Source organism: Amycolatopsis heterodermiae (genome assembly GCF_034929455.1).
Classification (GTDB): domain Bacteria; phylum Actinomycetota; class Actinomycetes; order Mycobacteriales; family Pseudonocardiaceae; genus Amycolatopsis; species Amycolatopsis heterodermiae.
This window is the reverse complement of the sequence record NZ_JAYFSI010000017.1, coordinates 139,050-164,125: the sequence shown is the minus strand read 5'-3', so window position 1 is coordinate 164,125 and position 25,076 is coordinate 139,050. Positions and strand designations below refer to the sequence as shown.

Annotated in this window: 25 protein-coding genes; 11 read left to right on the top strand and 14 right to left on the bottom strand. The window is 71.9% G+C overall.

Annotated features, from left to right (window positions below; translation table 11 throughout):
* Position 1: 1 nt before the first annotated feature.
* On the bottom strand, positions 2-853 hold the full coding sequence (locus tag VA596_RS45410) for an alpha/beta fold hydrolase (protein ID WP_323336358.1): 852 nt from the start codon (positions 851-853) through the stop codon (positions 2-4).
* 96 nt (positions 854-949) lie between these two features.
* Positions 950-1,144, bottom strand: coding sequence for a hypothetical protein (locus VA596_RS45405; RefSeq protein WP_323336356.1), 195 nt, complete (start codon positions 1,142-1,144; stop codon positions 950-952).
* 141 nt (positions 1,145-1,285) lie between these two features.
* Here VA596_RS45405 and VA596_RS45400 point away from each other — a divergent pair, with 141 nt between their 5' ends.
* The 3 genes from VA596_RS45400 to VA596_RS45390 all read left to right on the top strand — a co-directional run bounded on the left by VA596_RS45400 (position 1,286) and on the right by VA596_RS45390 (position 4,316).
* Positions 1,286-2,263, top strand: a complete 978-nt coding sequence (locus VA596_RS45400; RefSeq protein WP_323336354.1) for an LLM class flavin-dependent oxidoreductase — start codon at positions 1,286-1,288, stop codon at positions 2,261-2,263.
* Entirely contained in the window at positions 2,260-3,531 is a 1,272-nt protein-coding gene (locus VA596_RS45395) for an LLM class flavin-dependent oxidoreductase (RefSeq protein ID WP_323336352.1), read from the top strand. Before VA596_RS45400 ends, VA596_RS45395 begins: the two co-directional genes overlap by 4 nt.
* 71 nt (positions 3,532-3,602) lie before the next feature.
* Positions 3,603-4,316 carry a DJ-1/PfpI family protein gene (locus tag VA596_RS45390; protein WP_323336350.1) on the top strand — a complete coding sequence of 238 codons (714 nt, stop codon included), beginning with the start codon at positions 3,603-3,605 and terminating at the stop codon, positions 4,314-4,316.
* On the opposite strand, the gene VA596_RS45385 is transcribed toward VA596_RS45390, so the two are convergent.
* The 4 genes from VA596_RS45385 to VA596_RS45370 are packed head-to-tail and all read right to left on the bottom strand — an operon-like array spanning position 4,313 to position 9,642.
* Entirely contained in the window at positions 4,313-6,022 is a 1,710-nt protein-coding gene (locus VA596_RS45385) for an ABC transporter ATP-binding protein (RefSeq protein ID WP_323336348.1), read from the bottom strand. The two genes, VA596_RS45390 and VA596_RS45385, sit on opposite strands and share 4 nt — an antisense overlap.
* Complete coding sequence (locus VA596_RS45380; protein WP_323336346.1) at positions 6,019-7,695, bottom strand: ABC transporter substrate-binding protein; 1,677 nt, start codon at positions 7,693-7,695, stop codon at positions 6,019-6,021. Before VA596_RS45380 ends, VA596_RS45385 begins: the two co-directional genes overlap by 4 nt.
* A gap of 10 nt (positions 7,696-7,705) precedes the next feature.
* Positions 7,706-8,701 (bottom strand): ABC transporter permease, encoded by a 996-nt coding sequence (locus VA596_RS45375; protein WP_323336344.1) that lies wholly within the window; start codon positions 8,699-8,701, stop codon positions 7,706-7,708.
* Entirely contained in the window at positions 8,701-9,642 is a 942-nt protein-coding gene (locus tag VA596_RS45370; RefSeq protein ID WP_323336342.1) for an ABC transporter permease, read from the bottom strand. Before VA596_RS45370 ends, VA596_RS45375 begins: the two co-directional genes overlap by 1 nt.
* 228 nt (positions 9,643-9,870) lie before the next feature.
* On the opposite strand from VA596_RS45370, the gene VA596_RS45365 reads away from it, so the two are divergent.
* The gene (locus tag VA596_RS45365) at positions 9,871-10,269 is read left to right on the top strand and encodes an ATP-binding protein (RefSeq protein WP_323336341.1); all 399 of its coding nucleotides are present in this window, start codon (positions 9,871-9,873) and stop codon (positions 10,267-10,269) included.
* Here VA596_RS45365 and VA596_RS45360 read toward each other — a convergent pair.
* The 3 genes from VA596_RS45360 to VA596_RS45350 form a co-directional block, all read right to left on the bottom strand.
* Entirely contained in the window at positions 10,266-10,742 is a 477-nt protein-coding gene (locus VA596_RS45360) for a winged helix-turn-helix domain-containing protein (protein WP_323336339.1), read from the bottom strand. The two genes, VA596_RS45365 and VA596_RS45360, sit on opposite strands and share 4 nt — an antisense overlap.
* Before the next feature lie 316 nt (positions 10,743-11,058).
* Positions 11,059-12,288: an HNH endonuclease signature motif containing protein gene (locus VA596_RS45355; RefSeq protein WP_323336337.1), complete on the bottom strand. Its 1,230-nt coding sequence runs from the start codon at positions 12,286-12,288 to the stop codon at positions 11,059-11,061.
* Between the two features lie 76 nt (positions 12,289-12,364).
* Positions 12,365-13,192: a TIGR03620 family F420-dependent LLM class oxidoreductase gene (locus VA596_RS45350; RefSeq protein ID WP_323336335.1), complete on the bottom strand. Its 828-nt coding sequence runs from the start codon at positions 13,190-13,192 to the stop codon at positions 12,365-12,367.
* Positions 13,193-13,285: 93 nt separating this feature from the next.
* Between VA596_RS45350 and VA596_RS45345 the strand changes: the two genes are divergently transcribed.
* Positions 13,286-14,158 carry a LysR family transcriptional regulator gene (locus VA596_RS45345; protein WP_323336333.1) on the top strand — a complete coding sequence of 291 codons (873 nt, stop codon included), beginning with the start codon at positions 13,286-13,288 and terminating at the stop codon, positions 14,156-14,158.
* A 10-nt stretch (positions 14,159-14,168) separates the two neighbouring features.
* On the opposite strand, the gene VA596_RS45340 is transcribed toward VA596_RS45345, so the two are convergent.
* Positions 14,169-14,762 (bottom strand): TetR/AcrR family transcriptional regulator, encoded by a 594-nt coding sequence (locus tag VA596_RS45340; protein WP_323336331.1) that lies wholly within the window; start codon positions 14,760-14,762, stop codon positions 14,169-14,171.
* 83 nt (positions 14,763-14,845) lie between these two features.
* Here VA596_RS45340 and VA596_RS45335 point away from each other — a divergent pair, with 83 nt between their 5' ends.
* A complete protein-coding gene (locus VA596_RS45335) occupies positions 14,846-15,745 on the top strand; it encodes an aldo/keto reductase (protein ID WP_323336329.1) in 900 nt (299 codons plus the stop codon).
* 90 nt (positions 15,746-15,835) lie between these two features.
* Entirely contained in the window at positions 15,836-16,228 is a 393-nt protein-coding gene (locus VA596_RS45330; RefSeq protein WP_323336328.1) for a hypothetical protein, read from the top strand.
* A gap of 29 nt (positions 16,229-16,257) precedes the next feature.
* Here VA596_RS45330 and VA596_RS45325 read toward each other — a convergent pair whose 3' ends face one another.
* The gene (locus VA596_RS45325) at positions 16,258-16,917 is read right to left on the bottom strand and encodes a TetR/AcrR family transcriptional regulator (protein WP_323336327.1); all 660 of its coding nucleotides are present in this window, start codon (positions 16,915-16,917) and stop codon (positions 16,258-16,260) included.
* Between the two features lie 108 nt (positions 16,918-17,025).
* On the opposite strand from VA596_RS45325, the gene VA596_RS45320 reads away from it, so the two are divergent.
* A complete protein-coding gene (locus VA596_RS45320; RefSeq protein ID WP_323336325.1) occupies positions 17,026-18,360 on the top strand; it encodes an MFS transporter in 1,335 nt (444 codons plus the stop codon).
* A complete protein-coding gene (locus tag VA596_RS45315) occupies positions 18,357-19,181 on the top strand; it encodes an SGNH/GDSL hydrolase family protein (protein ID WP_323336323.1) in 825 nt (274 codons plus the stop codon). The genes VA596_RS45320 and VA596_RS45315 overlap by 4 nt, the downstream gene beginning before the upstream one ends.
* Before the next feature lie 91 nt (positions 19,182-19,272).
* On the opposite strand, the gene VA596_RS45310 is transcribed toward VA596_RS45315, so the two are convergent.
* Positions 19,273-20,634 carry a beta-1,3-glucanase family protein gene (locus tag VA596_RS45310; protein ID WP_323336321.1) on the bottom strand — a complete coding sequence of 454 codons (1,362 nt, stop codon included), beginning with the start codon at positions 20,632-20,634 and terminating at the stop codon, positions 19,273-19,275.
* Between the two features lie 599 nt (positions 20,635-21,233).
* Here VA596_RS45310 and VA596_RS45305 point away from each other — a divergent pair.
* Positions 21,234-23,048: an arabinofuranosidase catalytic domain-containing protein gene (locus tag VA596_RS45305; protein WP_323336319.1), complete on the top strand. Its 1,815-nt coding sequence runs from the start codon at positions 21,234-21,236 to the stop codon at positions 23,046-23,048.
* A gap of 42 nt (positions 23,049-23,090) precedes the next feature.
* Here VA596_RS45305 and VA596_RS45300 read toward each other — a convergent pair whose 3' ends face one another.
* Together VA596_RS45300 and VA596_RS45295 are read right to left on the bottom strand one after the other, a co-directional pair.
* The gene (locus tag VA596_RS45300; RefSeq protein ID WP_323336317.1) at positions 23,091-23,336 is read right to left on the bottom strand and encodes an ATP synthase subunit c family protein; all 246 of its coding nucleotides are present in this window, start codon (positions 23,334-23,336) and stop codon (positions 23,091-23,093) included.
* A 229-nt stretch (positions 23,337-23,565) separates the two neighbouring features.
* Positions 23,566-23,982, bottom strand: a complete 417-nt coding sequence (locus VA596_RS45295; RefSeq protein WP_323336315.1) for a pyridoxamine 5'-phosphate oxidase family protein — start codon at positions 23,980-23,982, stop codon at positions 23,566-23,568.
* Between the two features lie 82 nt (positions 23,983-24,064).
* Between VA596_RS45295 and VA596_RS45290 the strand changes: the two genes are divergently transcribed.
* On the top strand, positions 24,065-24,991 hold the full coding sequence (locus VA596_RS45290; RefSeq protein WP_323336313.1) for an AraC family transcriptional regulator: 927 nt from the start codon (positions 24,065-24,067) through the stop codon (positions 24,989-24,991).
* Positions 24,992-25,076 lie beyond the last annotated feature (85 nt).

The following is a 25,076-nucleotide window of genomic DNA, read 5'->3' as shown; positions in this document are numbered from 1 at the left end:
GTCAGGCCGGATCCGCGAAGAAGTCGCGCAGCGCCGCGCCGACCGACCGCGGGTCTCCTTCGTCCTCCGGACCTTCGTGGCCCAGCCCCGGGAAGGTGACGCGGCGGGATCGGGGCAGCACGGCGGAAAGCGCGTCCACGGCCTGGTGGAGGTACACCGGGCTCTTCGCGCCTTCGAGGAGCAGGACGTCGGTCTTGAGCCCCGCGTAGTCCGGTGCCGTGTCGGCCATCTCCCGGATGACGCGCATGTCGTAGCCGAGCGTCGGGACCAGGTCCGGGATGGACACGTCACCGTCGGCACGGCCGCGTTGGAGACGCGCGCCGACGGTCAGGAAGGGCACGAGCAGGAACCGCGGCACCCGCCCGAACACCGGTTCCGTGCCGAGCCCCTTCAACGACGTGACCAGCGCGGCCGAGAGCTTGCCCGCGGCGATTTCCCTTTCGTAGCGCGGAACCCAGCCGACCGGCGCCGAGCCGCCGACCGACAGGGGCGGCTCGTACAGCGCGATCCGGTCGAGCGACGGGGTTTCAAGCGCGGTCCGCAGCGTGACGAGCGCGCCGGAGCTCAGGCCGAAGATCCGCGTCGCCCCGGTCGCCGCGGCCAGGGCCTGCAGGTCCTCGACCTCGCGCCGGACGCCGAAGTCCGCGCCGTGGGCGCCGCTGGGACCGCGTCCGCGCCGGTCCGGGACGTGCACGGTGAAGCCGTCGGACAGCACCCGCGCGAGCTCCATCAGGTGCTGGGCCGCCTTCATCCCGCCGTGCACCAGCAGCACCGCCGGCCCGCTGCCGAGGGTCCGGTAGCCGATGACCGTGCCGTCGGCGGAGCCGGCCGTGCCCGTGCGGTACTCGCCCATGGATCCCCCAGTGATCTGCGTACGACGTTCGCAGTTTCGAAGGTAGCCCACTGCGTACACCGTTCGCAATAAAGCGGGACCTCCGGTCCAGGGCGCTCAGCCGCCCACGATGCGCCAGAAGGTTTCCCGTTCCCGTGCGCTCAACGGGACGCTCGGCACGTCGGCGCCCGCCGCCGGGCGTGGGAGGGGGACGACGGTGCCCAGGTCGTACGGGCCGGCCGGGGGTGTCAGCACCCAGCCCACCCAGCCGAACCCGGTGAAGACCCTCGCGATGGCCCGGAGGATGCGCACGGCCGCCCCTTCCCGCCGGAAAGCCGGATGCGGGTCATTGTCGGCGCGGCGCCGGGCGCCGGACAGGCCGTCCACATCCTGAACGCGCGTGCGACCACGTTCGGGAGCCGATACCTGTGAAAGGGAACGAAAGGGGGGCTCATGACCAGACTGCACCTCGCGATGGAGCTCGACGGCGACGACGTGCGGGTGGCCCCGCGCGCGCTGGCCGATGCCGTCACCACCGCCGAAGCCGGCGGCTTCTCGTTCGTCACCTTCGACGACTCGCCCCTGCCACCCGGCGGCGGTTTCCGGCTCGACGCCACCGGCCGCGCCGCCTACGTCTCGACCCTGACCGACCGGGTCGGGCTCGCGGCGACGTCGAACGTCACGACGGCCGAGCCGTTCCACCTCGCCGCCCAGCTCGCCAGTCTCGACCACGCTTCCCGCGGCCGCGCGGCCTGGATCGTCGCCGCCGACGGCTCCGCCGAAGCCCTCGCCACGATCGGCGGGAGCAAGCTCGACCCGGCCGAGCTGCACCGCGAAGTCGCCGACGTCGTCGAAGTCGTGCGGCGGCTGTGGGACTCCTGGGACGACGACGCCGTCGTCAAGGACGTCGCGACCGGGCGCTACCTCGACCCGGACCGGGTGCACCACGTCGACTTCACCGGCGCCACGTTCTCGGTCAAGGGCCCGCTGATCACGCCGCGGCCGCCGCAGGGGCGGCCGGTCGTGCTCGCGCCCGACGCCCTCGCGGAGGCGGCGCGCCCCGACGTCGTGTTGGTCGGCGGCACGGGGCTCGAGGACGTCCGGCGCCGCGCCCAGCGGGCCCGCGAGTCCGGCGCGCCGCTCGTCTTCGCCGAGGTCGAGGTGCTGCTCGAAACCGGCGTGCGCCGGCCGCACCGGGATCGGCTGCGCTACACCGGATCCGCGCCCGGGCTGGTCGAGCTGCTCGGCTGGCTGGCCACGAGCGTCGACGGCGTCCGGCTGCACACGGCGGACCTTCCCCGGCTGATCGAGGAGGTGCTACCCGCCCTGCGCAAGGAAAACCTGCTCGTCCCGCCGGAGCCGGGGGCGACCCTGCGCACGTCACTCGGCCTGCCGCGCCCGGCGAGCCTCTTCGCGGAGGGAGCCGCATGAGCGCCCGGCTGCACCTCGGGGTGTTCTACACCGGCGTCGGCCCGCAGTACCTGTGGGACGACCCGTCGAACGCGGACCACACCGCGATCGAGACGTACGTGTCCGTCGCGCGGACGCTGGAACGAGGGCTGTTCGACGCGTTCTTCCTCGGTGAGGGCCTGCGGGTGCGGGAGAACCGCGGCCGGGTGCACGCGCTGGACGTCGCCGGCCGCCCGGACGCGATCACCCAGCTCAGCGCGCTCGCCGCCGCGACGAGCCGGATCGGCCTGGTGGCGACGCAGAACACGACGTACAACTTCCCGGCCGACCTCGCCCGCCGGTTGTCCACTTTGGACTACCTGTCCGGCGGCCGGGCGGGCTGGAACATCGTCACCACCGACAACGCCTGGACCGGCGCCAACTTCCGCCGCGGCGGCTGGCTCGACCACGAACGCCGCTACGAGCGGGCGGAGCAGTTCGTCGAAGCGGCGCTGGCGCTCTGGTCGGAGACCGGCCCGGTCGCCCGGCACACGGACCTCGTCGAACTCCGGGCGACGCCGACCGTGCCCGCGAGCCCGCAGGGCCGGCCGGTGCTGTTCCAGGCCGGGGACTCCGCCGGGGGGCGGGAGCTGGCCGCGCGGTACGCGGACGTCGTCTTCTCGGCCAACACCGCCTACGACAAGGCCGTCGCCTACGCCGAGGACCTGCGCGCGCGGCTGGCCCGCCACGGCCGCCCGGCCGACGCCGTCCGGATCCTGCCCGGCGCGACGGTCGTCCTGGGCGACACCCCGGCGGACGCGGCCGAACGCGCCGAGGACATCCGGCGCCGGCAGATCTCGCCGCAGCGCGCGGTTGCGTTCCTGGAGCAGTACTGGGGTCAGGACCTGTCGGCCTACGACCCGCACGGCCCGCTCCCCGACGTCGAACCGAGCGAAGGCGAGCTGGACCCGTCCCGCGGGACGATCTCCATCGCGGACCGCACCGGCAAGCTCGACCGGATCCGGCAGTGGCGTGAGCTGGCCGAGGCGAAGAAGCTGTCCATCCACCAGCTCGTCCTGGAGGTGCAGCCGCGCCAGCACGGGTTCGTCGGCACCCCGGGCCAGGTCGCCGACGAGTGGGCGCGCTACGTCCGCACCCGCGCGGTCGACGGCTTCAACATCAGCCCGCACCTGGTCCCGGCCGCCCTCGACGACATCGTCGACCGCCTGGTCCCGGAACTGCAGGACCGCGGCGTCTACCGCACGGAGTACGAGGGGACGACGCTGCGGGAGCACCTCGACCTCGTTTGACAGCGGCGGGAACCACGGCCCCGCCGCGCACGACCTGTGGAAGGAGAAACTTCGACCACGGGGAGAAACGCATGGAACGCAGGGACTTCCTCCGGGTGTCCGCGGCTTCGACCGGCGCCGCGGCCCTCGGCGGCCTCGCCTCGGCCGGGACGGCGTCCGCCGCTCCGGCCCGCTCCGGGCCGCTGGCGGTCCAGATCCTGCTGTACGACGGCGTCGAGGAGCAGGACGTCGTCGGTCCCGTCGCCGTGTTCGGCCACGCCGGCCACGCGGGCGGCCAGGTCCGGCTCAGCCTGGTCAAGCCCGGCGGTCCCGGCGAGGTCGCGGGCACGTTCGGGACGAAGATCGCCGTGCCCGGCGCCTGGGACCCCGCCGCCGGTGACGTCCTCGTCGTCCCCGGCGGTGGTTACGCCGCGAAGGACGGCCCCGGCGTGAACGCCCTGATCAAGCAGCCCGGCGTGCTGCGCGGCCTGGTTCGCGCGCGGCAGTCGGGTGTCCTGGTCGCCGGCGTCTGCACCGGCGTCATGGCGCTCGCCGCGGCCGGCCTGACCCGCGGGCGCCCGTGCACCACCCACCACCTCGCGAAGGCGGATCTCGCCGCCCAGGGCGGCCAGGTGGTCGACGCCCGCGTCGTCGACGACGGCGACCTGGTCACCGCGGGCGGGGTCACCTCCGGGCTGGATCTCGCGCTGTGGCTGGTCACGCGGTACCTGGGCGCCGCGGTGGCCGTCGGGGTCGAGTCGGTGCTGGAGTACGAGCAGCGCGGTGCTGTCTGGCGTCGCTCCTAACGCAGCAGGCGCCAGGCTTCCCGCCGGAGACGCTGCGCGTCCGGGTCGGCCACCGGGGCCGCGGACAGCAGCCGCCGGGTGTAGGCGTGGGCGGGCGCGGTGAGCACCTCCTTCGTCGGACCTTGCTCGACGACGTGGCCGCGGTGCATCACCGCGACCCGGTCGGCGAGCTGCTCGATCACCGCGAGGTCGTGGCTGATGAACAGGCACGCGAACCCGAACTCGTGCCGCAGGTCGCGCAGCAGGTCGAGGATCCGGGCCTGGATGGTGACGTCGAGGGCGCTCGTCGGCTCGTCGGCGACCAGCAGGTCCGGGCGCAGCGCCAGGGCCCGCGCGATGCAGGCGCGCTGCCGCTGGCCGCCGGACAGCTCGTGCGGGTAGCGCGTCCGCAGCGACGGCGAGAGCTGGACCGCCGAGAGCAGCTCGGCCACGCGTCCGTCCACTTCGGACGCAGGGACGGCCTTGTGCAGCCGCAGCGGCGTCGCGACGCTCTCCCCCACCGTCGTGCGCGGGTTGAGCGAGGACAGCGGGTCCTGGAACACGACACCGATGCGCCGTCGCAACGCCTTCGCGGCGCGCCCGCGCGCGCGGGTGATGTCCACGTCGCCGATGTGGACCGACCCGGCCGTCGGCGCGAGCAGGCCGGTGACCGCCCGCGCGACCGTGCTCTTCCCCGAACCGGACTCCCCGACCAGGCCGAGGACCTCCCCCGGCTCGACGTGCAGGCTCACGCCCTCGGCGGCGCGGACCGCCACCGCCCGGAACCGCCCGCGGTAGGTGACGGCGAGGTCTTCCACGCGCAGCAGCGGTTTCTCGGCCGGGACGTCCGGCACCGACGCCACAGCCGGGTGTTCGCCGGCCGCGACGTGCCCCGGTGAGACCTCGATGTCGGCGGCCAGCGCCCGCTGGAGCCCGGTCGTCGCCGCGGTGCTGAGCGAGACGACCGAGCCCAGCAGCTGCCGCGTGTAGTCCTCGGCGGGCGCGGTGAAGACCGTGCGGACGTCGCCCTGTTCGACGACGACGCCGTCGTGCATCACCACGACCCGGTCGGCGAGGTCGGCGACCACGCCCATGTCGTGCGTGATCAGCAGGATCGCCGTGCCGAGCCGGGACCGCAGGTCCCGCAGCAGCTCGAGGATCTCGGCCTGCACGGTGACGTCCAGGGCCGTGGTCGGCTCGTCGGCGATCAGCAGCTTCGGGTCGTTGGCCACCGCCATGGCGATCACGACGCGCTGCAGCTGCCCGCCGGACAGCTCGTGCGGGTAGGAGCGGAACCGCTCGCGGGGTGCGGGCAGCCCGACCAGGCCGAACAGCTCGATCGCGCGGTCCCGGGCCGCCGCGGGCGTCAGCTCCTGGTGCGTCCGGATCGCCTCGACGAGCTGGTCGCCAATGGTGAACACCGGGTTGAGCGCGCTCATCGGCTCCTGGAAGACCATGCCGACGTCGTTGCCGCGCACGGCCCGCAGCTCGGCCGGGGTCAGGGTGAACAGGTCCCGCCCGGCCAGCTCCGCGCGCCCGGACACCTTCGCCGTGGCCGGGAGCAGGCCGAGCAGGGACATCGCGGTGACCGTCTTGCCCGAGCCGGACTCCCCGACCACCGCGACGACCTCGCCCGGGCGGACCTCGTAACCGACCCCGCGGACGGCTTCGACGTCCCCGAAGGAGACCGCCACGTCGTGCAGCTCGAGGAGTCCGGCTCCGGTCACTGGACGATCCCGAACTTGCGGTAGTCGACGTAGGCCGGGAACTTGCCGATCTCGACGTCGCCGACGTTCGAGCCGTGCAGGAACGAGTTGCGGTTGTACAGCAGCGGGACCACCGGCGAGTCGGCGAGGATCTTCTTGTCCAGTGCCGCCCACTTCTTGCCGGCCGCGGCCGGGTCGATGGTGGCCTGCGCCTCGGCGATCAGCCGGTCGACGTCCGGGTTGCTGTAGCGCGACTCGTTGTACCCGCCGTTGCCGATCTCGGTCGACTGGAACAGCGGCTGGATGTTCGCGTTGGCCGACGGGATGTCCGGCTGCCACGAGGTGAGCGTCAGGTCGTAGTCCGACAGGCCCTTGGTGTCCACTTCGGACGTGTAGGTGTCCTCGTCGAGCGGCTTGATCGTCACCTTGATGCCGGCCCGCGCCAGCGAGGCCTGGATCGCCGCGGCCTTCTCCGGGTAGCCGTTCTCGTTGTGGGTGGCCAGGACCAGGCCGTCGAGCCCGTTGGGCAGGCCCGCCTCGGCGAGCAGCTGCTTGGCCTTCGCCGGGTCGCCGGACGGCGGCGCCGGGTAGAGGTCGTACTGCTCGCGGCCCTGCAGGCCGGGCGTGATCAGCGTCGTGGCGACGTCCCCGGCCAGCTGGGCGTTGCCCGCGCTGGCGACCTGGTAGGCGGCCTTGTCGACGGCGTACTGGAACGCCTGGCGCACCTTCGGGTCCACCAGCTTGCCGCGCTGGGTGTTGAGCGAAAGGTACGACAGCGCCCCGGATTCCGACGTCACGAGCCGCGACTTGGCCGACGCGCTGCCCTGGATCTGCGCCAGCTGCGCGGGCGAGGCGAAGGACATGCCGAAGGCGTTGCGGTCCTTGCCCGTGTCGTCGATCAGGCGCTTGGAGATGACGCTGGTGTCCTGGCCGAGCTCGAAGTCGACGGTGTCGGCGTTCGCCTTGCGCGTCGGGTCGGTGGCGCGGTCCCAGTTCGGGTTGCGGACCAGCTTCGCGGACTTGCCGCGCTCGTAGCTCTGGATCTGGTACGGGCCGGACGCGATCGAGTGGTCACCGTAGTTCGCCTCGGCACCCTTGCCCTTCGGCACCGGCGAGAACGCCGGGGTGCTGGCGACCCAGTTCCAGTCGCCGTACGGGCGGGCGAGGTGGAAGACGATCGTCTTGGCGTCCGGCGTCTGGATGGAGTCGAGCTCCTTGCCGCCGTCGAACGGGCCCTTGTACGCCAGGCCCGGCGAAAGCAGGTCCTTGTGGTAGGACAGGCCGCCGGAGAACGCGGGCGCGAACGAGCGCTCCAGGCCCCACTTGACGTCCTCGGACTTGATCGGCGTGCCGTCGCTGTACTTCAGGCCGTCCTTGAGGGTGAACGTCCACGTCTTGCCGCCGTCGCTGGGGCGCCCGGTGTCGGTGGCCAGGTCGGGCACGACCGTGGTGTCCTTGCCCGGCGCGACGTCCCACGACGTCAGCCGCCGGTGGACCAGCCCGAGGGTGGTCACGACGAGGTTGGAGCTCTTCGCCGGGTCCCAGGTGATCGACGGCGCGTCGTTGAGCAGGACCAGGTCCCCGCCCGGCTTGACCGAACCGCCTTGCGCGGCGGGCGTGTCGTTCGCGCCGCACGCCGTCAGCAGCATGACGGCCGCTGTAGCCCCCGCGACGAGCCAGTGTCCCCGTTTCATCGTTTCCCCTTCAGACGAGGCGGGCTCGCGGATCGAGCGCGCCGTAGCAGAGATCGACCAGGAAGTTCAGGAAGGTGACCAGCAGCGCGGAAAACAGCGTCACGCCCAGCAGCACCGGGAGGTTGAGCGAGGAGATCGCGTCGACCAGCAGCCGCCCGACCCCGGCCATGCCGAAGATCCGCTCGGTGATCACCGTGCCGGCCAGCAGCGAGCCGAGGTCGACGCCGAACACCGTCACCACCGGCAGCAGGACGTTGCGCAGCGCGTGCCGTCCCACCACCTTGCGCTCGGTGAGGCCCTTCGCCCGCGCGGTGCGGATGTAGTCCTCGCCGAGAGTCTCCAGCATCTGCCCGCGGGTCAGCCGGGCGTAGATCGCGGCGTGCAGGAAGGCGAGCACCAGCCACGGCAGCACGAGGTGCCACGCCCACTGCGCGGGGTCCTCGGTCAGCGGCACGTACCCGTTCTTCGGCACGACGTCGAGGGCGAACGCGAAGATCGTGATGCCGATCATCCCGGCCAGGTAGGCGGGCATGGACACCCCGGCCATCGCGGCGGCCATGGTGATCCGGTCGACGGCGGAGCCGCGGCGCAGCGCGGAGAGCACGCCGAGCCCGACACCGAGGACGATCCAGATCACGGCCGCGCCCAGCGCCACCGAGAAGCTGACCCCGATCCGGCTCCCGATCTCGCTGAGGACGTCGACGTTGTTCTGGAAGTCGTACCCGAAACACGGTGCGGTGCAGTGGATCGCGGAGACGCCGGTGCCGAACGTGCGGCCGCCGAAGATGCCGCCGAGGAAGTCGACGAACTGCTGGTACCAGGGGCTGTTGTAGCCCATGAACTCCCGCGCCATCGTGAGGCTCTCCGGCGAGCACGGGCGGCCGCAGGCCATCCGCGCCGGGTCGGCGGGCAGGACGTAGAACACCACGAACGTCACGAAGGCGACGACGAGCAGGACCAGCAGCATCCCGGCGAACCGGGTCGCGACGAAGCGGGCGGTGCGCATCAGGCGCCGCCCCCGGACCGCGGGTCGAGCGCGTCGCGGATGGCGTCGCCGACGACGTTGAACGCCAGCGTGATGAGGAACAGCAGCAGGCCGGGGAAGACGAGGTACATCGGGTCCGTCTCGAAGAAGTCGATGGCCGTGCTGATCGTGCGGCCCCAGCTCGGGGTCGGGGGCAGCACGCCGACGCCGAGGAACGAGAGCGCGGCCTCGCTGCCGATCATCGACGGGATGGACAGGCTGGCCACGACGATGATCGGTGCCCACAGGTTGGGCAGCAGCTCCTTGGTGAACACGTGCCACGGCCCGCCGCCCATCACCCGCGCCGCGGCGACGAAGTCGCGCTTGCCCAGGGTGAGGGCCTGGGACCGGACGATCCGCGCCACGCGCGGCCAGCCGAACAGGCCGAGGACCACGACCAGCGTGAACTGCCGCGGGAAGTCGACCGGCAGCACCGCGCCGAGCGCGATCATGAAGATCAGGTACGGGAACCCGAGGATGACGTCGGCGGTCCAGGTGACCAGCCGGTCCCACCAGCCGCCGAGGTAGCCGGCGCTGACGCCGATCACCACGCCGAGCGCGGTGGCCAGCACGGTGGCCCCGAGGCCGACTAGCAGCGACGTCCGGGCGCCGTGCGCGGCGAGCGCGAAGAGGTCGACGCCGGTCAGCGGCTCGACGCCGAACCAGTGCGCGCCGCTGACGCCGCCGAGCGCGCCGGCGGGCAGCCCGGTCGGGCCCAGCGTGGCGATGTCCGGGTTCAGGCTCTGCCCTTCGACCAGCACGAACAGGCCGGCCGCGGCGGCGAGCAGCACGATGAGCACGATCAGGACCGCGCAGGTCGACGTCCACCACCCGGAGCGGACGGCGCGCCACACGGCGGACGGCAGCGAGCGCGCCGCGACGGGCGTGACACCGGTGGTGGGTGTCGGCGGAGGGTTGGCCACAGCACCTTCACATTCAGCCGATCGAGTGACGATCACGGATCGTAGGGTCGTTCACCGGTGATCGATCCACCGTCTCATCATGTGGACGGAAAGTACCGTGCCCTTGCGGCCGTTTCCAGCCTCTTTCCGGGGAATTTTCCGATCCGGTGTCCACCAGGCGGACACATGCTTGAACGCTGCGTGAGCTGGGTACCTCCCGTCGTTGCCGAAACACGAGGGGGACCCCGGGTGACTTCCGACGACAGGCACGAAAGCCCGCTCACCGCCCAGGCGGCCGTGCGCTGCGACATGGGACTGGTCGACCGGGACGACCTGGCCCAGGTGCACCAGTGGACGCGGGCCGTGCTGGAGGGCCAGCAGCCCGAAATCGATCCGGAACGCGTCGGCGACGTCCTGATCGTGCTGGACGAGCTCGCCTCCAACGCGCTGCTCCACGGCACCGGCCGCCGCCGGGTCGGGCTCACCGTCCTCGAGGGGTACGCCGTGCTCGAGGTCTCCGACGAGAGCACCCGGCCCGCGGTGCCCGACGGCGGGCTGGGCCTGCAGATGGTCAAGTCGGTCAGCGCGCGGTGGGGCCAGCGGGTCCGCGAGCAGGGCAAGACCGTGTGGGCGCGGATCGCGCTTTAGACCACGACCACCTCGGCGGAGCTGTCGAACCGGTAGCCGACACCGCGCACCGTCGTGATCGGCGCCGGCTCCGGTGCGAACTTGCCGCGCAGCTTGCGGACGTGGACGTCCACCGTCCGCACCCCGCAGTGGACCGAGCCCCAGACCTCGGTCAGCAACGTGCGCCGGTCGAACACGACGTCCGGGTGCCGGCCCAGGAACAGCAGCAGCTCGAACTCCAGCCGCGTCAGCTCCAGCGCGCTCCCCCGGACCAGCACCCGCCGCGACCCGGCCTCGATCCGCACGGCAGGACGGCGCGTCGCCAGGTCCACGACCTGCGCGTCCGGGCGCTCGCCGAACCGCACGCCAAGAGTGTCCTCAAAGGACTCGAGCAGCCGCGCGGTGAGGTCGGCCGCACGGCCGGGGTCGACGCGGATCCGCACGGCCACGGTCACCTCGACCGCCGGCCGGGCTCCGTCGGTCCAGGCTGTCATGCGGGCATTCTGGACACCCCGCCGCGCCCCGGCCAGCGCGTCCATGGAGCGGAACCGCTGGCCTTCAGGGTCGGAATAGCCTAGGACAACGTGCTCCGCGCCCGCCTCCAAGTGCGCGAAACCACTGACCTTCGACCCCACGCAGAGTGCCGAGCGGGTCGTCGCCGACGGGGTAGATCCCGACGTGGTCCGCACCCGCCTCCAGGTGCGCGCGACGCCCGACGGCGAAGTCGGCAGGCCCGGCTTGAGTTGCCCAGTTCGCCGGTGGAACCGCTGCCGTCCAGCCGAGGCAGCCGTCGAGCGGCCCATTGGCTTGTCAAGCCGCGAACGGCAACGGTTGGTGAAGGTTGTTGCGCCTGGGTTTTCGGCGTTTGTCCAGGAACGCCGGTGGCCGGAACTCCGGCAGGCCGTCCGCAGCAATGCGGACTTCCCACCCTGAGCGGTGCAGCAGCCGGTGGTGGTGAGCGCACAACAGCACCAGGTTGCCCAGCTCTGTCGCACCGCCCTCGGCCCAGTGACGGATGTGGTGACCCTGGCAGTGCCGGGGTGGGCGGTGGCAGCCGGGGAACGCGCAGCCACGGTCGCGCAGGAACAGCGCTCGGCGCAGACCGGCGGAGATCAGGCGGCGCAAGCGGCCCAGGTTCAGGGGTTCGCTCTTCTCGCCCAGCACTGCGGGGATGAGCATACTGTCGCAGGCGTGCACCCGTGCCTCAGCCGCGGACATGGTGCCGGTGTCGCCGAGGCTGGCCTGGCCTACGCCGGACTTCAGGTCCGACAGCGAGACCGCGACCATCACGTGCGCTCGTTCGCCGGCCTGCATCGGCAGGTCCGGCGAGTTCAACGCGAGGTCGATCGCGTCGGAGAAGGCATCGCCATAGCGTTCCTGCGGGGATCGGAAGTCCGCACCCTCGTCGCCGCTGCGACGCTCCGCCAGCGAGTCGAGCAAGGCGCCGGCGCGGGTGCCGGTCTCCTCGTCAAACCGGCCGGTCAGCTCCCACACCCCGGTTCTCTTGCGGCGCAACGAAAGTTCCCGGGTGGGCGCAGAAGGTTCGGACCCAACCGGCTCGGCGCCGTCGGGATCGAGGTGGGCCACGATCCGCGCACCCAACGCCGCAACCTGCTTGTGCCCAGCCGAGGAAGCGAAGGCCAGCAAGCTCCGCTCGGCGTCATCACGGTGCTCGGGCGCAAGCTGCCCCAGAACCCCGACAATCGCATCGACCATCGGAGTGCTCAACGAACCACCAGCAGCAGCCGCCCCGGTCGCCGGAGCAACCGCAGGCACGGGACTACCGTCGAGAGCACGCCCGGCGTTCAGAGCCCGCGCCCGTTTCACCACACGTTCGGCGGCCACCTTGGGAACATCGGCCAGGTGCTCGAACAATCGGGCAGCAGAGCGATATCCGAACAGGTCCATCACACCACGAGACTCGATCTCTACAAGCAGGGAACCGATTTCAGCCTCAGCGGACCGCACGACACCGAGCAGCGTGGAGATGCGGTCGGCCAAGGCCACCGCATCTGCTTTCCACACCGCTTCGCTGTCCACACACCAAGATTACCGCCCCTCGAACGCATGTTCATCACACGAAAGGATGATCACGTCCAGCCCGGTTGCGGTCCGGTTAGGGCAACACAGCTTCGGCGACCCCACGCAGAGTGCCGATCGGGTCGTCGCCGAGCGGGTAGATCCCGACGTGGTCCGCGCCCGCGTCCAGGTGCGCGCGAACACCCGTGGCGATGGCAGCGGGACCGCCGTGCAGGACGAGGGCGTCGATCAGGCGATCGCTGCCGTGCTCGGCGAAGTCGTCGTCGGTGAAGCCTAGCCGTCGCAGGTTGGCGGTGTAGTTGGTGACCTGCAGCGCCGTGCCCGGCGGGGCGGAGCGGGCGATCGCGCGGGCGCGTCCGGGGTCGGTCTCCAGCAGCGCGAAGTGCCCGGGCAGCACCAGTTTCCCCGCGCCGAGCGTGGCCCGGGCCCGCCGCGTGTGCTCGGGGGTGATCATGCACGGGACGGTCCCGGCGGTGCGCTCACCGGCCAGCCGCAGCATCTTCGGGCCGAGCGCGGCCAGCACCATCCGGTCGGCCGGCACCCCGGCCGCGGTCAGCGTGTCCACATAGGACTCCAGCTTTCCGTACGGCGACGCGTATTCGGCATGCACCTCGCGGTGCCCGATCCCCACACCGAGCAGGAACCGGTCCGGGTGCCGAGCGACGATCCGGTGGTAGGAGGCGGCGACGGTCTCCGCGTCGGCGGTCCACACGTTCACCACGCTCGTCCCGACGGCCATCCGGGTGGTCGCGTCGAGCAGCTGCTCGACCAGCTTCAGGTCGGCCGGCGGCGAGGCGTCCAGCCACAGCGTGCCGTAACCGGCTTCCTCGAGTCCGGCGGCCCGTTCCGGGGACACCTCGTGCTCGCGCAGGTGGGCGCCGAGCAAACCAAGATCGATACTCATGAGACGACTTCAGCACCGCTCCCCCGCGCCGAACCAGATCCAGGGCGCACGCGCAGCGATAAGGTGGCCTTATCGTCGCAGGCGGGAGGACGGGTGGAACTGAGGGCGCTGCGGTACTTCGTCACGGTCGCCGACGAGCTGCACTTCGGCCGGGCCGCCGAGCGGCTGCACATCGCGCAGCCCGCGGTCAGCCAGCAGATCGCCCGGCTGGAACGCGAGCTGGGCGTCCGGCTGTTCGATCGCTCGCCGCGGCACGTGCGGCTCACCGCGGCCGGACGCCGGGTGCTCGACGCGGCGCGCGGCGCCCTCGCGGCCGCCGACCAGGTCCGGCTCGCCGCCAAGACGTCCGCGGGCACCATGCGGATCGGCACGGCCCCCGGGTTCACCACGCGGCTGGAGCGCGGCATCGACTCGCTGCGCGAAGCGGGATCGCCCTTCGACGTCGTCCTCGCCGACCTGCCCCTCGACGCCCGCCTCAACGCCCTGCGGCAGGGAGAACTCGACGTGGTCCTGGCCAGGGGCGTGCTCTCGGCCCCCGGCCTGCGGGTGCTGCCGACCTGGACGGAACCGCTGCTCGCGGTCGTGTCCCGGCACCACCCGGTCGCGCACCAGACGGTCGTCGGCATCACGCAACTGGCCGGCAGCGTCCTGCGGCTGCCCGCGCGGCAGCACGACCCGCCGCTGCACGACGCCCTCACCGCCGCGCTGCGCGAGGCCGGGGTGCGCCCCCGCCTCGGCCGGCCGGTGGGCACGACCCAGGACACGATCGTCGAGGTCGGCTCCGATCCGCGCAGCTGGGCGGTGCTGCCCGCCGACCAGGTCGCCGAGATCAGCTCCACCCGCGTCAGCGCGATCCCGCTCGAGCCGGCCATGACGATCACCGGCAGCGTCGTCATCCCCGCCGACCTCCCGACCGAGTGCGCGCTCGCCCACGTCGAAGCCTTCCGCGACGCCGTGATGGCCTGACGGCCCGGACCTACTTCGGGCGCAGGGAGTCGGCCACCAGGTCCAGCAGGCGCCCGGTCCGCTCCGGCTCGGTGTCGTTCGCCGTGGACAGGAGCACGCCGAGCACCAGCATCGTGACGTCCTCGGGGTCGACGTCGGCGCGGAAGACGCCGGCCCGCGCCCCGGCGGTGAGGATCGTGCCGATCGCGCCGGTGATGCGCTTGCGCGTCACCGGCGTCGCGATCCGGCCGGACGCCACGCCGGCGCGGAAGACGTCGCCCATTCCGCGCTTGGTCTCGAAGAAGGCCACGTAGCGGTCCATCCAGGCGCGCAGGGCGAGCTCCGGCGGGAGCCGCTTCAGCAGCGCCGGGGCGCTGGTGGCGACGTCGTCGAGTTCGGCGGCGTAGACGGCTTCGACGAGCGCCTCGCGGGTCGGGAAGTGCCGGTAGAGCGTGCCGATCCCGACGCCGGCCTCGCGGGCGATGGCTTCGAGCGCGACGGTGCCGTCGGCGGCGCCGAAGGCGGCCCGCGCGACCTCGACGAGCTTCTCGCGGTTGCGGCGCGCGTCGGAGCGGACCGGGCGGTCGGCGGACGCCGGTTCGGACGCCGGATCGGGGGACGACAAAGCGGAGGCACCTCCGGTTGTGCTACGGTCGACTTAACGGAGGTTCCTCCGCTTCTCCATCATCGCACGAGGACGGGATGACCATGCCCCCCATTTCCGCCACCGCCCCCTTCGCCGGCCGCACCGTCCACCGCGTCGGGTACGGGGCCATGCAGCTCGAACGCCTCCACGACGACCGCGACGCGGCCGTCGCGCTCCTGCGCCACGCGATCGACCTCGGCGTGAACCACATCGACACCGCCGAGTTCTACGGCAACACCTTCGTCAACGGCGTCATCCGCGACGCGCTGCGGCCCGGCGACGACGTCTTGGTCGTCAGCAAGGTCGGCGCCGACCCCAACCCCGAGGGCCCGATCCGGCTCCGCCCCGCGCAGCGCCCCCACGAGCTGCGCGCGAGCGTCGAGGACAACCTCAGGACCCTCGGCACCGAGCAGATCGGCGTCGTGAACCTGCGCCGCCTGGACACCCGGCCCGGGCTCAAGGCCGAAGGTGACCAGCTCGTCGACCTCGACGACCAGCTCGAGGTCATGACGGCGATGCGCGACGAAGGCAAGATCGGCGCGATCGGGCTCAGCAGCGTGACCCTGGAGATCCTGCGCCGCGCGCTCCCGGCCGGCATCGCCTGCGTGCAGAACGCGTACAGCCTCGTGAGCCGCGAGGACGAGGACATGCTCGAGCTGTGCGTCGCCGAGGACATCGCCTGGGTGCCGTTCTTCCCGCTCGGCGGCGCGTTCCCCGGCCTGCCGAAGGTGACCGACGAGCCGGTCGTGCACACCGTCGCGGAGTCCCTCGGGCACACGCCGTCGCAGATCGGGCTGGCCTGGCTGCTGCACCACGCCCCGAACGTCCACCTCATCCCCGGCACCGCGACGGCCGGGCACCTCGAGGAGAACGTCGCCGCCGGCGCGATCGTGTTCGACGACGCGACGCTCGCCACGCTCGACGCCGTCCCGTCGCGTTCCCAGGACATGGCGCTCGGCTGATCGCCGGCGTCGGTATGTCCGGAGTGCCCGGCGCCCGGGCGGCGTGAGATGCTCCTCCTGCTGGAAGGTCCTAGGCGAGAGGCGGAGCGGGTGACCACCTGGACCGATGTGATCAACTTTGTCCGGACGCGGTACGAAGTCCTGGAGGAGCAAGGCGACTGGCTGCGGTTCCGCCTCGCCGGGCCGCAGGACCGGACGCAGCAGGCGACGGTGCACCACCTGCCCGAGCTGGACGGCGGCGCGTGGATCGAGATCTCCTCGCCGGTCGGCTGGGCCGACAAGATCGACCTGCGGCAGCTGCTCGAGCTGGCCGGGGCGTCGGCCGCCGGCGGCGCGGCGATCGTGGACGGGGTCGCGCTGCTCAAGCACACGCTGCCCCTGGAGGACCTCAGCATCGAGCACGAGTTCGAGCGTCCCCTCAAGACGCTCGTCGCCCGGGCGGACGCGTTCGAGCACGAGCTGACCAAGGCGGACGAGTTCTGAGCCGGCCCGCCGGCTGAGCCGTACCGGGCTCAGCCGGTCAGGCCGCCGATCACGAGGTCCACGATCCGGCACGCCAGGTCGTGGACCTCGGCGGCCGGCTGGTCGTCGATCCGGCGGAACCACGTGTCGACCGCGTTGAGGTTGCTCAGCAGCGTCCGCGTCGCGAGCGATGCGTCGACCGCGCGCAGCGAGCCGTCGGCGATGCCGGCTTCCACGACCGTCCGGAACAGCTGCTCGTAGTCCGTGCGCAGCCGGTTGAGCGCCTGCAGCGCCTCGACCTGGCGGGCCTTCAGCGCGGTCGCCACCTGGCCGCGCACCGCCTGGTGGACGACGTGGTGGTAGGCCAGGTCCTCCATCAGGTTGACCACGTGCGCCACCGACATCGCGACCAGCCTGTCGCGGCCCGTGCCGTCACCGCGGGCGTGCACCTCGATCCGCTCGCGCACGCGCCCCATCGCCTCCTCGTACACCGCGAGGAAGATGTCGAACTTCGACCGGAAGTGGTAGTACACCAGGCCCTTGGTCGCGCCGACCTCCCGCGCGATGTCGTCGATCGTGGCGCCGGCGAACCCGGTCGCCATGAAGGCCTCCGCCGCGGCGTCGAGGATCCTGCTCCGCGCACCGGGTTCGACGTCGGGGCTCGCGCTCACCTGGCCGTCCTCCTCGCTCCGGGTGTCCCATCGTCGCACGCCCGTACTCCGGCGGTTGACACCGACACACGCCGAACTCTACCGTGATACTCCGTAGTATTGCAGGTCAGACGGTATCAGAGTGAGAAGTCACCTGAAGGGCGTCCAATGACGAACGCACGAGACCTCCTGCACGAACTCGCCACCAGGAAGGCCGTCACGCGGCTGCTGCCGGTGCTCGGCATCGCCTACTTCATGTCGTACGTCGACCGCACCAACGTCGCGCTCGCCAAGACCTCGCTCGCGGCCGACATCGGGCTGAGCGCGGCGGCGTACGGGCTCGGCGCCGGCCTGTTCTTCGTGAGCTACGCCCTGCTCGAGGTGCCCAGCAACCTGATCCTCTACCGCGTCGGCGCCCGCCTGTGGATCACGCGCATCGCGATCACCTGGGGGCTCGTCTCCGCCGCGATGATGTTCGTCGGCGACGACGTGTCGTTCTACGTCCTGCGGCTGCTGCTCGGCGCCGCGGAAGCGGGCCTGTTCCCGGCGATGATGTACATGGTCACGCAGTGGTTCTCGCAGAAGCACCGGGTCACGATCGTCGGCCTGATCTACGTCGCGCCCTGCGTCGCGGTCATCATCGGCTCCCCCGTCGGCGGCGCGCTGATGGAACTGCACGGCCTCGCCGGGTTGCGCGGCTGGCAGTGGATGTTCCTCGTCGAAGGCCTGGTCACCGTCCTCATCGGCGTCTTCGTCTGGTTCTTCCTGCCCAGCCGTCCCACGGACGCGAAGTGGCTCACGGCGGAGGAAGCGGCCGTGCTTTCGGAACGGGCCGTCGGCGACACCGCGGCTTCTCCGACGCACGTCCGCGGGAACCTGCGGCGGGCGTTCGGCCACCCGACCGTGCTGCTGCTCGGCGCGATCTACCTGATCAACCAGTCGATCGGCGGCGGGATCGGCTTCAACTTCCCCGCCTACATCCAGTCGCTCGGGCTGCAGAGCCCGTTCCTGATCGGCCTCGTCGCGGGCAGCGGCGGCATCTCGGGGCTGGCCGGCGTGCTGTTCTTCCCCTGGTTCAAGCGCCGGTACGGCCACGAGGTCACGCTCATCGGGATCTGCGCGGCCGCCGTGCTGCTGGTCCTCGTGGGCTTCCTCGTCTCCCGGAACCCGGTGTGGAGCATCAGCCTGCTCTTCATCTCGAACTTCTTCGCCTTCGGCACGCTGCCGCTGTTCTGGTCGGTCGCGATGTCGCGCCTGTCCGGCCTGATGGCCGCGGCCGGACTCGCGTTCATCAACATGCTCGGGATCACCGGCGGCTTCGTCGGCCCGTACGTCTACGGCCTCGTCGAAGGCTCGACGGACAGCCTCGTCGCGCCGTACTACGTGTTCGCCGCGGCCGCGGCGGTCGCCGTCGCGCTGGTGCCGGTGCTGGGCTGGTCGATCCGGCGGGCCGCGGTGAAGGACCTCTCCGTCACGCCGAGCGAAGAGCAGCCGGTCTCGTGAGGTACGCACTGGTGGTGGCGCTGCTGGCGTGCCTGGTCGCCGCGCCCGCGCAGGCGAGCGCGCGGATCCGGTACGTGGCGCTCGGCGACTCGTCGGCGGCGGGACCGCTGATCCCGGACCAGATCGACACGACGTGCCTGCGGTCGGACCGGAACTGGCCGCACGTGCTGGCCGGCCGGCTCGGCGCGTCGCTCACGGACGTGACCTGCTCCGGCGCGACGACGGCCGATCTCACCGGCCGGCAGGCCGGGATCGTCGCGCCGCAGTTCGACGCGCTGCGCCGGGACACCGACCTGGTGACGCTCGCGATCGCCGCGAACGACATCGCGCTGAGCTCGGCCTTCGTGACGTGCGCGAGCCCCGACCGGCCCGTCGTCCCGTCGTGCCGGGACCAGTACACCTCCGGCGGCGCCGACGTGTTCACCACGCGGATCGCCGCCACCGCACCGAAGGTGGCGGCCGCGCTGGCCGAGATCCACCGCCGCTCCCCCGCCGCCCGGGTGGTCGTCACCGGCTACCTGACCTACTGGCAACCGGGCGGCTGCTACCCGGCCGACCCGTACACCGCCGCCGACGCGGGCTACATCCAGGCGACGTTCGACCGCCTGATGGTGATGCTGGCCGACCGGTCCGCGCGGGGCGGGGCGTCCTATGTGGACATCCGGGGCCCGAGCGCGGGCCACGGCCTGTGCGCCGCACCGGCGACGCGCTGGCTGGAGGGCGCGGCCCCGGCGTCACCGGCCTACCCGTACCACCCGAACGCGGCGGGCATGGCCGCGGCCGCCGCGATCATCGACGGCGTGGCCCGCACCCGGAGCTGAGCGGCGACGGTCACGGCGAAACCCGACGCACAGGGCCCCGTCGACAGCGGTGCCCCGGGGCCGGCCGGCTCCGGGGCACCGCCGCTGCCGGTCACCAGCCGACGGCGACCTCCAGCCACTGCGGGTCGCCGTGGGAGACGAACGACGACTGGCCGGCCACGTCGTCGTACGGGAAGCCGTACGCCAGGTGGTTGATGCCGTGGTCGTGCCAGTACTTCGCGTAGTAGTTCGCCGGGGCGGCCTTGTAGTAGTTCGCCGGGTCCTGCTGCTGCGACGCCGGCAGCTGCGCGGTGTGCCGGTTCAGCGCCGCGCACATGTTCGGGTTGCCGGCCAGCGAACCGGCGCAGCCGGTGATGTTCGACGTCGGCTCGTTGACCCCGACCGACTGCGCGTAGGCGGTGAAGTAGTTCGCGTAGCGGCCGCCGGCGCGGAAGTCCGGCGCGCTGCCCGGCGCCGGGATCCGGTACGGCGCGTTCACCGTCGCCAGGCCCTTGAACTCGGTCGGCACCTCGGCCTGGAACTTCGCGAACGTGGCCGCGCGGTCCTCCTGGAAGGTCCCGTAGTCGTCACCCACCTGCACGTCGTACCCGTCGTGGGCGTGCAGGCGCATGGCCAGTTTCAGCGCGAACGCGTCCACCCGGGTGGTGTTGCCGTTGAAGACGTCCGGGCCGACGGTGAACTCGATGAAGTCGGCGTACTGGCCGTTCGGCGTGCCGAGGTAGAAGTACATCCGCCCGGCCGAGTTGGCCGGCATGTCGATGTAGGGCTGCTCGGCGATCGAGTGGGTCTGGCCGCCGAAGTTCCAGAACACCTGGCTGTCCGGGTACTTGCCGTTGGTCCGGTTGAGCACCTTGACCATGAGCACGTTCTGCGCGGCCGGGATGCTGCCGGTGTCGCCCCAGAAGGAGTCGGGCGGGGTGCCCGGCCCGGTCGGGGTGGTGCCGCCGCCGGTACCGAAGACCTGGAACTCCCACAGCGAGACACCGTAGGGGGTGGCCCGCGCGGTCGTGTTCAGCCGCACGTAGCGGCCGGAGCCGGTCACGGTCAGCGTCTGGTTGCCGCCGGTGCCGGTGGTCGTCTGGTACACAGTGGACCAGCTGGATCCGTTGTCGGACACCTGGATCTGGAACGCGGTGGCGTACGCGGCCTCCCAGTTCAGCTTGACCTGGGAGACGGTCGCCGCGCCGCCGAGGTCGACCTGGATCCACTGTGGATCGCTGAACTGCGATGACCAGCGGGTGGCGGTGTTGCCGTCCACCGCGGCGGAAGCGGGCGTGCCGGCGTTCTCCGTCGACGACGCCGTGACGGGTTTCCCTTGGGAGATCAGGGTGTCCGCGGCATGGGCCGATGGTGCGGCGAAGCCGAGCGCGGCGACGGTGAAGGCCGCCGCGAGCGTCGCCAACCGGGCAGCGGGTCCGCGGCGTCGGCGCCGCGGCGGAGCGATCGTGGGCATGGTTCCTCCCTGGCCGGGAAAGGGGGCGGACCCGCCGCCGGTCAGGGGACGGCGTCGTCCGGCGTCCCCTGACCGGCGGGCCCGGGCATCCGGGACGGCCGGGGACGTACGGTGAAAAGGTTCATACCACCGCCCCCGGCCTGTCAAGGCTTGACAAGTCCGGGGCCGGAGGGCGATATTCGGAACCGATTCACCTCACCCTCTGCGTGGCGCCGCCACCCGCCCAGGGGCCGACTCACCTGGAGTCAGCCATGCCCAGCGGCGCCGTGCCCCCGGTCCTCTGCCGTCCTCTGTGGACGGACGCCCTCGTGCGCGACTCCGGGCGTGGACCGCGGCCACCGGACGCGTCGTCCCCCGGCACGCCCATAGCGCCGGCGAGCCGCGCCGCATCCCGCGCCACGAAACGGATCCTGCCCCGTTAGACCGTCCGGATGGCCACCCCCGGCCGGGCATCTCGTGAACGGTTGACACGATCGAGAACGCGGACCTACCCTCGCCCCATCCCCACCGCATGTGCCCAGTCCCCCTTCTCTCGCGGAAATACAACGTTGTAAAAATCCGCCCGGGTCCCTGACCTGCGGCTTGAGAGTGAGGTCCCCGTGCCCCGCCGAAGACTTCTCACCATCGTCACCACCGCGCTGCTCGTTCTCGGGACGATGCTCGGCCTGACCACCGCGTCGCAGGCCGCCGGTTCCCTGCCCTGCGACATCTACGGCGCCGCCGGCACGCAGTGCGTCGCCGCGCACAGCACCACCCGCGCTCTCTACTCCGCCTACGCCGGCAACCTCTACCGCGTGCAGCGCGCCTCCGACCGCGCCGAGACCGACATCGGCCTGCTCGCCGCGGGCGGGTACGCCAACGCCGCCGCGCAGGACTCCTTCTGCGCCGGGACGACGTGCACCATCACGGTGATCTACGACCAGTCCCCGCGCCACAACGACCTCACCGTCGAAGGGCCGGGCACCGCGGGCGGGCAGGACGTCGCCGCCATCGCCTCCGCGCTGCCGGTCACCGCGGGCGGGCACAAGGTCTACGGCGTCTACGTCTCCCCCGGCACCGGGTACCGGCATTACGTCGGCGCCGGCGTCGCGGTCAACGGCCAGCCCGAGGGCATGTACATGGTCGCCAGCGGCACGCACGTCAACGGCGGCTGCTGCTTCGACTACGGCAACGTCGAAGCGCAGATCGCCGACACCGGCAACGGCCACATGGACGCGGTCAACCTCGGGACCACGTGCTACTTCCCGCCGTGCACCGGGATCGGCCCGTGGGTCGCGGGCGACCTGGAGAACGGGCTGTTCCAGGGCAACCGCTCCAACACCGCCAACCGGGGCAACGCCACCCCGTTCGTCACGGCGCTGCTGAAGAACAACGGCCAGACGACGTTCGCGCTCAAGGGCGGCAACTCCCAGAGCGGCGGCCTGACCACCTGGTACAACGGCACGCTGCCCTCGGACGGTTACACGCCGATGCACCAGGAGGGCTCGATCGTGCTCGGCACCGGCGGTGACAACAGCAACGCCTCGATCGGCTCGTTCTTCGAGGGCGTGATGACCGCGGGCTACCCGACCGACGCCGCGGACGACGCCGTGCAGGCCAACGTGGTCTCCGTCGGCTACTCCGGCTCGACCGGGACACCTCCTTACGCGGCCACGGTTTCCGGCCCCGGGGGCAAGTGCCTCGACGTCGCCGGCGACGACACCGGCGGCAACGGCACCGCCGTGCAGCTGTGGGACTGCCAGGCGAACGCGTCCGACCAGCACTGGGCGCACAACGCCGACTCCTCACTGTCCACTTTGGGCCGGTGCCTCGACGTCACCGGCAACGGCACGGCGAACGGCGCACTGCTGGAACTGTGGGACTGCAACGGCGTCGGCGGCCAGAAGTGGGTCCAGCAGGCCGACGGCTCGCTGCGCAACCCGCAGTCCGGCCGGTGCGTCGACGCGCCGAACGGCGCCACGGCCAACGGCACCCGGCTGCAGATCTACGACTGCAACGCCTCGGCGGCCCAGAAGTTCTCGGTCACCGGCGGCGGCCCGATCACCGGCCCCGGCGGCAAGTGCGTCGACGTGGCCGGCGACGACCACGGCGTGAACGGCACGGCCGTGCAGCTGTGGGACTGCCAGTCCTTCGCCGTGGACCAGCACTGGTTCCACCTGTCGAACGGCGCGCTGCGCACCTTGGGCCGCTGCCTGGACATCGTCGGCAACGGCACGGCGAACGGCGCCCAGGTCGAGCTGTGGGACTGCAACGGGGTCGGCGGCCAGGGGTGGACGCAGCAGGCGGACGGTTCCCTGCGCAACCCGCAGTCGGGCCGCTGCCTCGACTCGCCGAGCGGCGCGACGGGCAACGGGACGCGGCTGCAGATCTACGACTGCAACGGATCGGCGGCGCAGAAGTTCGCGCTGCTCTGAGCCCTCGGTGCGGGCACCCGGCCGGGTGCCCGCACCGCGGATTCACTTGGTGGCGGTGATGAAATAGACGACGATGCCGATCAGCGCGAGCACCTCGGTCAGCACGAACGTCGAGTAACCGATCGTCTGCAGTTTCCCTCGCGCTTCCGGCTGCCGGGCGGTACCATTGATGACGGCCGCGAAGATCAGGCCCACGCCGATTCCCGGGCCGATCGCGCCCAGTCCGTAGCCGATGGCGGCGAGGCCGGGGTTGATGTTGACGGTTTGGGCCAGAACAGCGTCGTTCATGGACATTCCCCTTCACATCGGTCCACGCGCACGCTCGCGTGGAGCAGCGGCTTCGTGTGTCGCAATGAAGAGCGATCGAGCAAGGGCGGAACTGTTCCACGGCGCCGGGAATCGGCGGTGGTCGCAGAGGTAGCTGATCTCGCCGGGCAGGAAAAATGTCGGGCCGAGATTTCGAGGGCCGATTGTTTCGGCCACCCCCAGCATATCACTGAAGGGAACCGGGCGTCGGTCAGAACGTGTAGCGGTGCACCGTCTCCGGGTGGAGGACGAGGCGAACCTGGTCCTCCGCCAGGATTCCGGCGAGGTCGGCGGCGCGGTCCGCGTCGGTGAGGTCCCAATACCGAGCGGCGAGGCGGCGGCTCAGGTCGTGCGCGCCGCCGGGTTCCACCGTGGCGCGGCCGGCGACCGACACCCAGCGCTCCCGCTCCCCCACCGGCGCGGCGACGACGAGCGACGCGCGAGGGTCCCGGCGCAGGCGCCGCACCTTGAGCGAATCGGGGGCCGTGAACAGCTGGATCGTGCCGTCGGCGGTGGCCTCGAACCACACCGGCCGCGGCTGGGCCCCGGCCACGGTCAGGAAGCCGTGCAGCGGGCGCCGGAGGAACTCGAGGTCGTCGGCCGTCAGGGAACTCGTGTCAGTGCTCATGACGTCCGATTCAACGGGCCTGGCTCGGACGAGTCCATAGGTGAATGCCCGGTTCGCATGTCCATTCGTCTAGTCTGGCCGGGTGGACGTGTTCGGTGACCTGTTCCGCGGTGTGCGCGCGCACGGCTCGTTGTTCGGCAGCTCGGCCCTGTCCCCGCCGTGGGCCCTGCATTTCGTGGACGGCGCGCCGCTGACCCTGTGCACCGTCCTGGGCGGTGCGGGCTGGATCGTGCCGGAGCACGGCCCGCCCGAGCCGCTGCGCGAGCGCGACACGGTCGTCGTGCGCGGCCCCAAGACGTTCACCTTCGTCGACGAGGTCGGCACCCGGGCGGAGCCGGTCGCCTGCGGCGAGCTGTGCGCGGCGCCCGAGGAGGGCGGGACGCGGCACCGGCGCGGCTGGACCGACGGCGGCGCGGCGGCGACCCTGATCACCGGGGCCTACCCGGTGCGCGGGGAGATCAGCCGCCGGCTGCTGGACGCGCTGCCGGTCGTGCTGCGCGTGGACGCCGGCGGCACGGGTGACGCCGTGCTGGACCACCTGGCCGCCGAAGCCGCCGTCGACACGCCGGGCCAGCAGGTGGTGCTCGACCGGCTGCTGGACTGGATGCTGGTCTGCACGCTGCGCGAGTGGTTCGACCGCCCCGGCGGCGAGCCCCCGGCCTGGTGGGCCGCCCAGCGCGACCCGGTGATCGGCCACGCCCTGCGCCTGCTGCACGCGGAGCCCGCGGCACCCTGGACGGTCGCGGCCCTGGCCGACCGCACCGGCGTGTCCCGCTCGACGCTGGCCAAGCGCTTCGCCGACCTGGTCGGCGAGCCACCCCTGACCTACCTCACCCGCTGGCGCATGGCCCTCGCGGCGGACCTGCTCCTGGAGCGCGACACGGCGACGGTGGCGGACATCGCCCACGAGGTCGGCTACGCGGACCCGTTCGGCTTCAGCGCGGCCTTCAAACGGGTCCGCGGCACCAACCCGAGCGATTTCCGGCAGCACGCGGGATCTCGGGGCTGAGCCACCGTCCACAGAAGACGGTCCGGGTCGGAGAGGTCACCAGATGCCGGGTGGCCCGGGCCCGCGTTTCGGTTTGGGTCGGCAG

Excerpts from the sequence above, each read along its gene's own strand:
- VA596_RS45410 (WP_323336358.1), bottom strand. The coding sequence starts at position 853 with ATGGGCGAGTACCGCACGGGCACGGCCGGCTCCGCCGACGGCACGGTC.
- VA596_RS45400 (WP_323336354.1), top strand. The coding sequence starts at position 1,286 with ATGACCAGACTGCACCTCGCGATGGAGCTCGACGGCGACGACGTGCGG.
- VA596_RS45395 (WP_323336352.1), top strand. The coding sequence starts at position 2,260 with ATGAGCGCCCGGCTGCACCTCGGGGTGTTCTACACCGGCGTCGGCCCG.
- VA596_RS45390 (WP_323336350.1), top strand. The coding sequence starts at position 3,603 with ATGGAACGCAGGGACTTCCTCCGGGTGTCCGCGGCTTCGACCGGCGCC.
- VA596_RS45380 (WP_323336346.1), bottom strand. The coding sequence starts at position 7,695 with ATGAAACGGGGACACTGGCTCGTCGCGGGGGCTACAGCGGCCGTCATG.
- VA596_RS45375 (WP_323336344.1), bottom strand. The coding sequence starts at position 8,701 with ATGCGCACCGCCCGCTTCGTCGCGACCCGGTTCGCCGGGATGCTGCTG.
- VA596_RS45360 (WP_323336339.1), bottom strand. The coding sequence starts at position 10,742 with ATGACAGCCTGGACCGACGGAGCCCGGCCGGCGGTCGAGGTGACCGTG.
- VA596_RS45350 (WP_323336335.1), bottom strand. The coding sequence starts at position 13,192 with ATGAGTATCGATCTTGGTTTGCTCGGCGCCCACCTGCGCGAGCACGAG.
- VA596_RS45335 (WP_323336329.1), top strand. The coding sequence starts at position 14,846 with ATGCCCCCCATTTCCGCCACCGCCCCCTTCGCCGGCCGCACCGTCCAC.
- VA596_RS45320 (WP_323336325.1), top strand. The coding sequence starts at position 17,026 with ATGACGAACGCACGAGACCTCCTGCACGAACTCGCCACCAGGAAGGCC.
- VA596_RS45310 (WP_323336321.1), bottom strand. The coding sequence starts at position 20,634 with ATGCCCACGATCGCTCCGCCGCGGCGCCGACGCCGCGGACCCGCTGCC.
- VA596_RS45300 (WP_323336317.1), bottom strand. The coding sequence starts at position 23,336 with ATGAACGACGCTGTTCTGGCCCAAACCGTCAACATCAACCCCGGCCTC.
- VA596_RS45295 (WP_323336315.1), bottom strand. The coding sequence starts at position 23,982 with ATGAGCACTGACACGAGTTCCCTGACGGCCGACGACCTCGAGTTCCTC.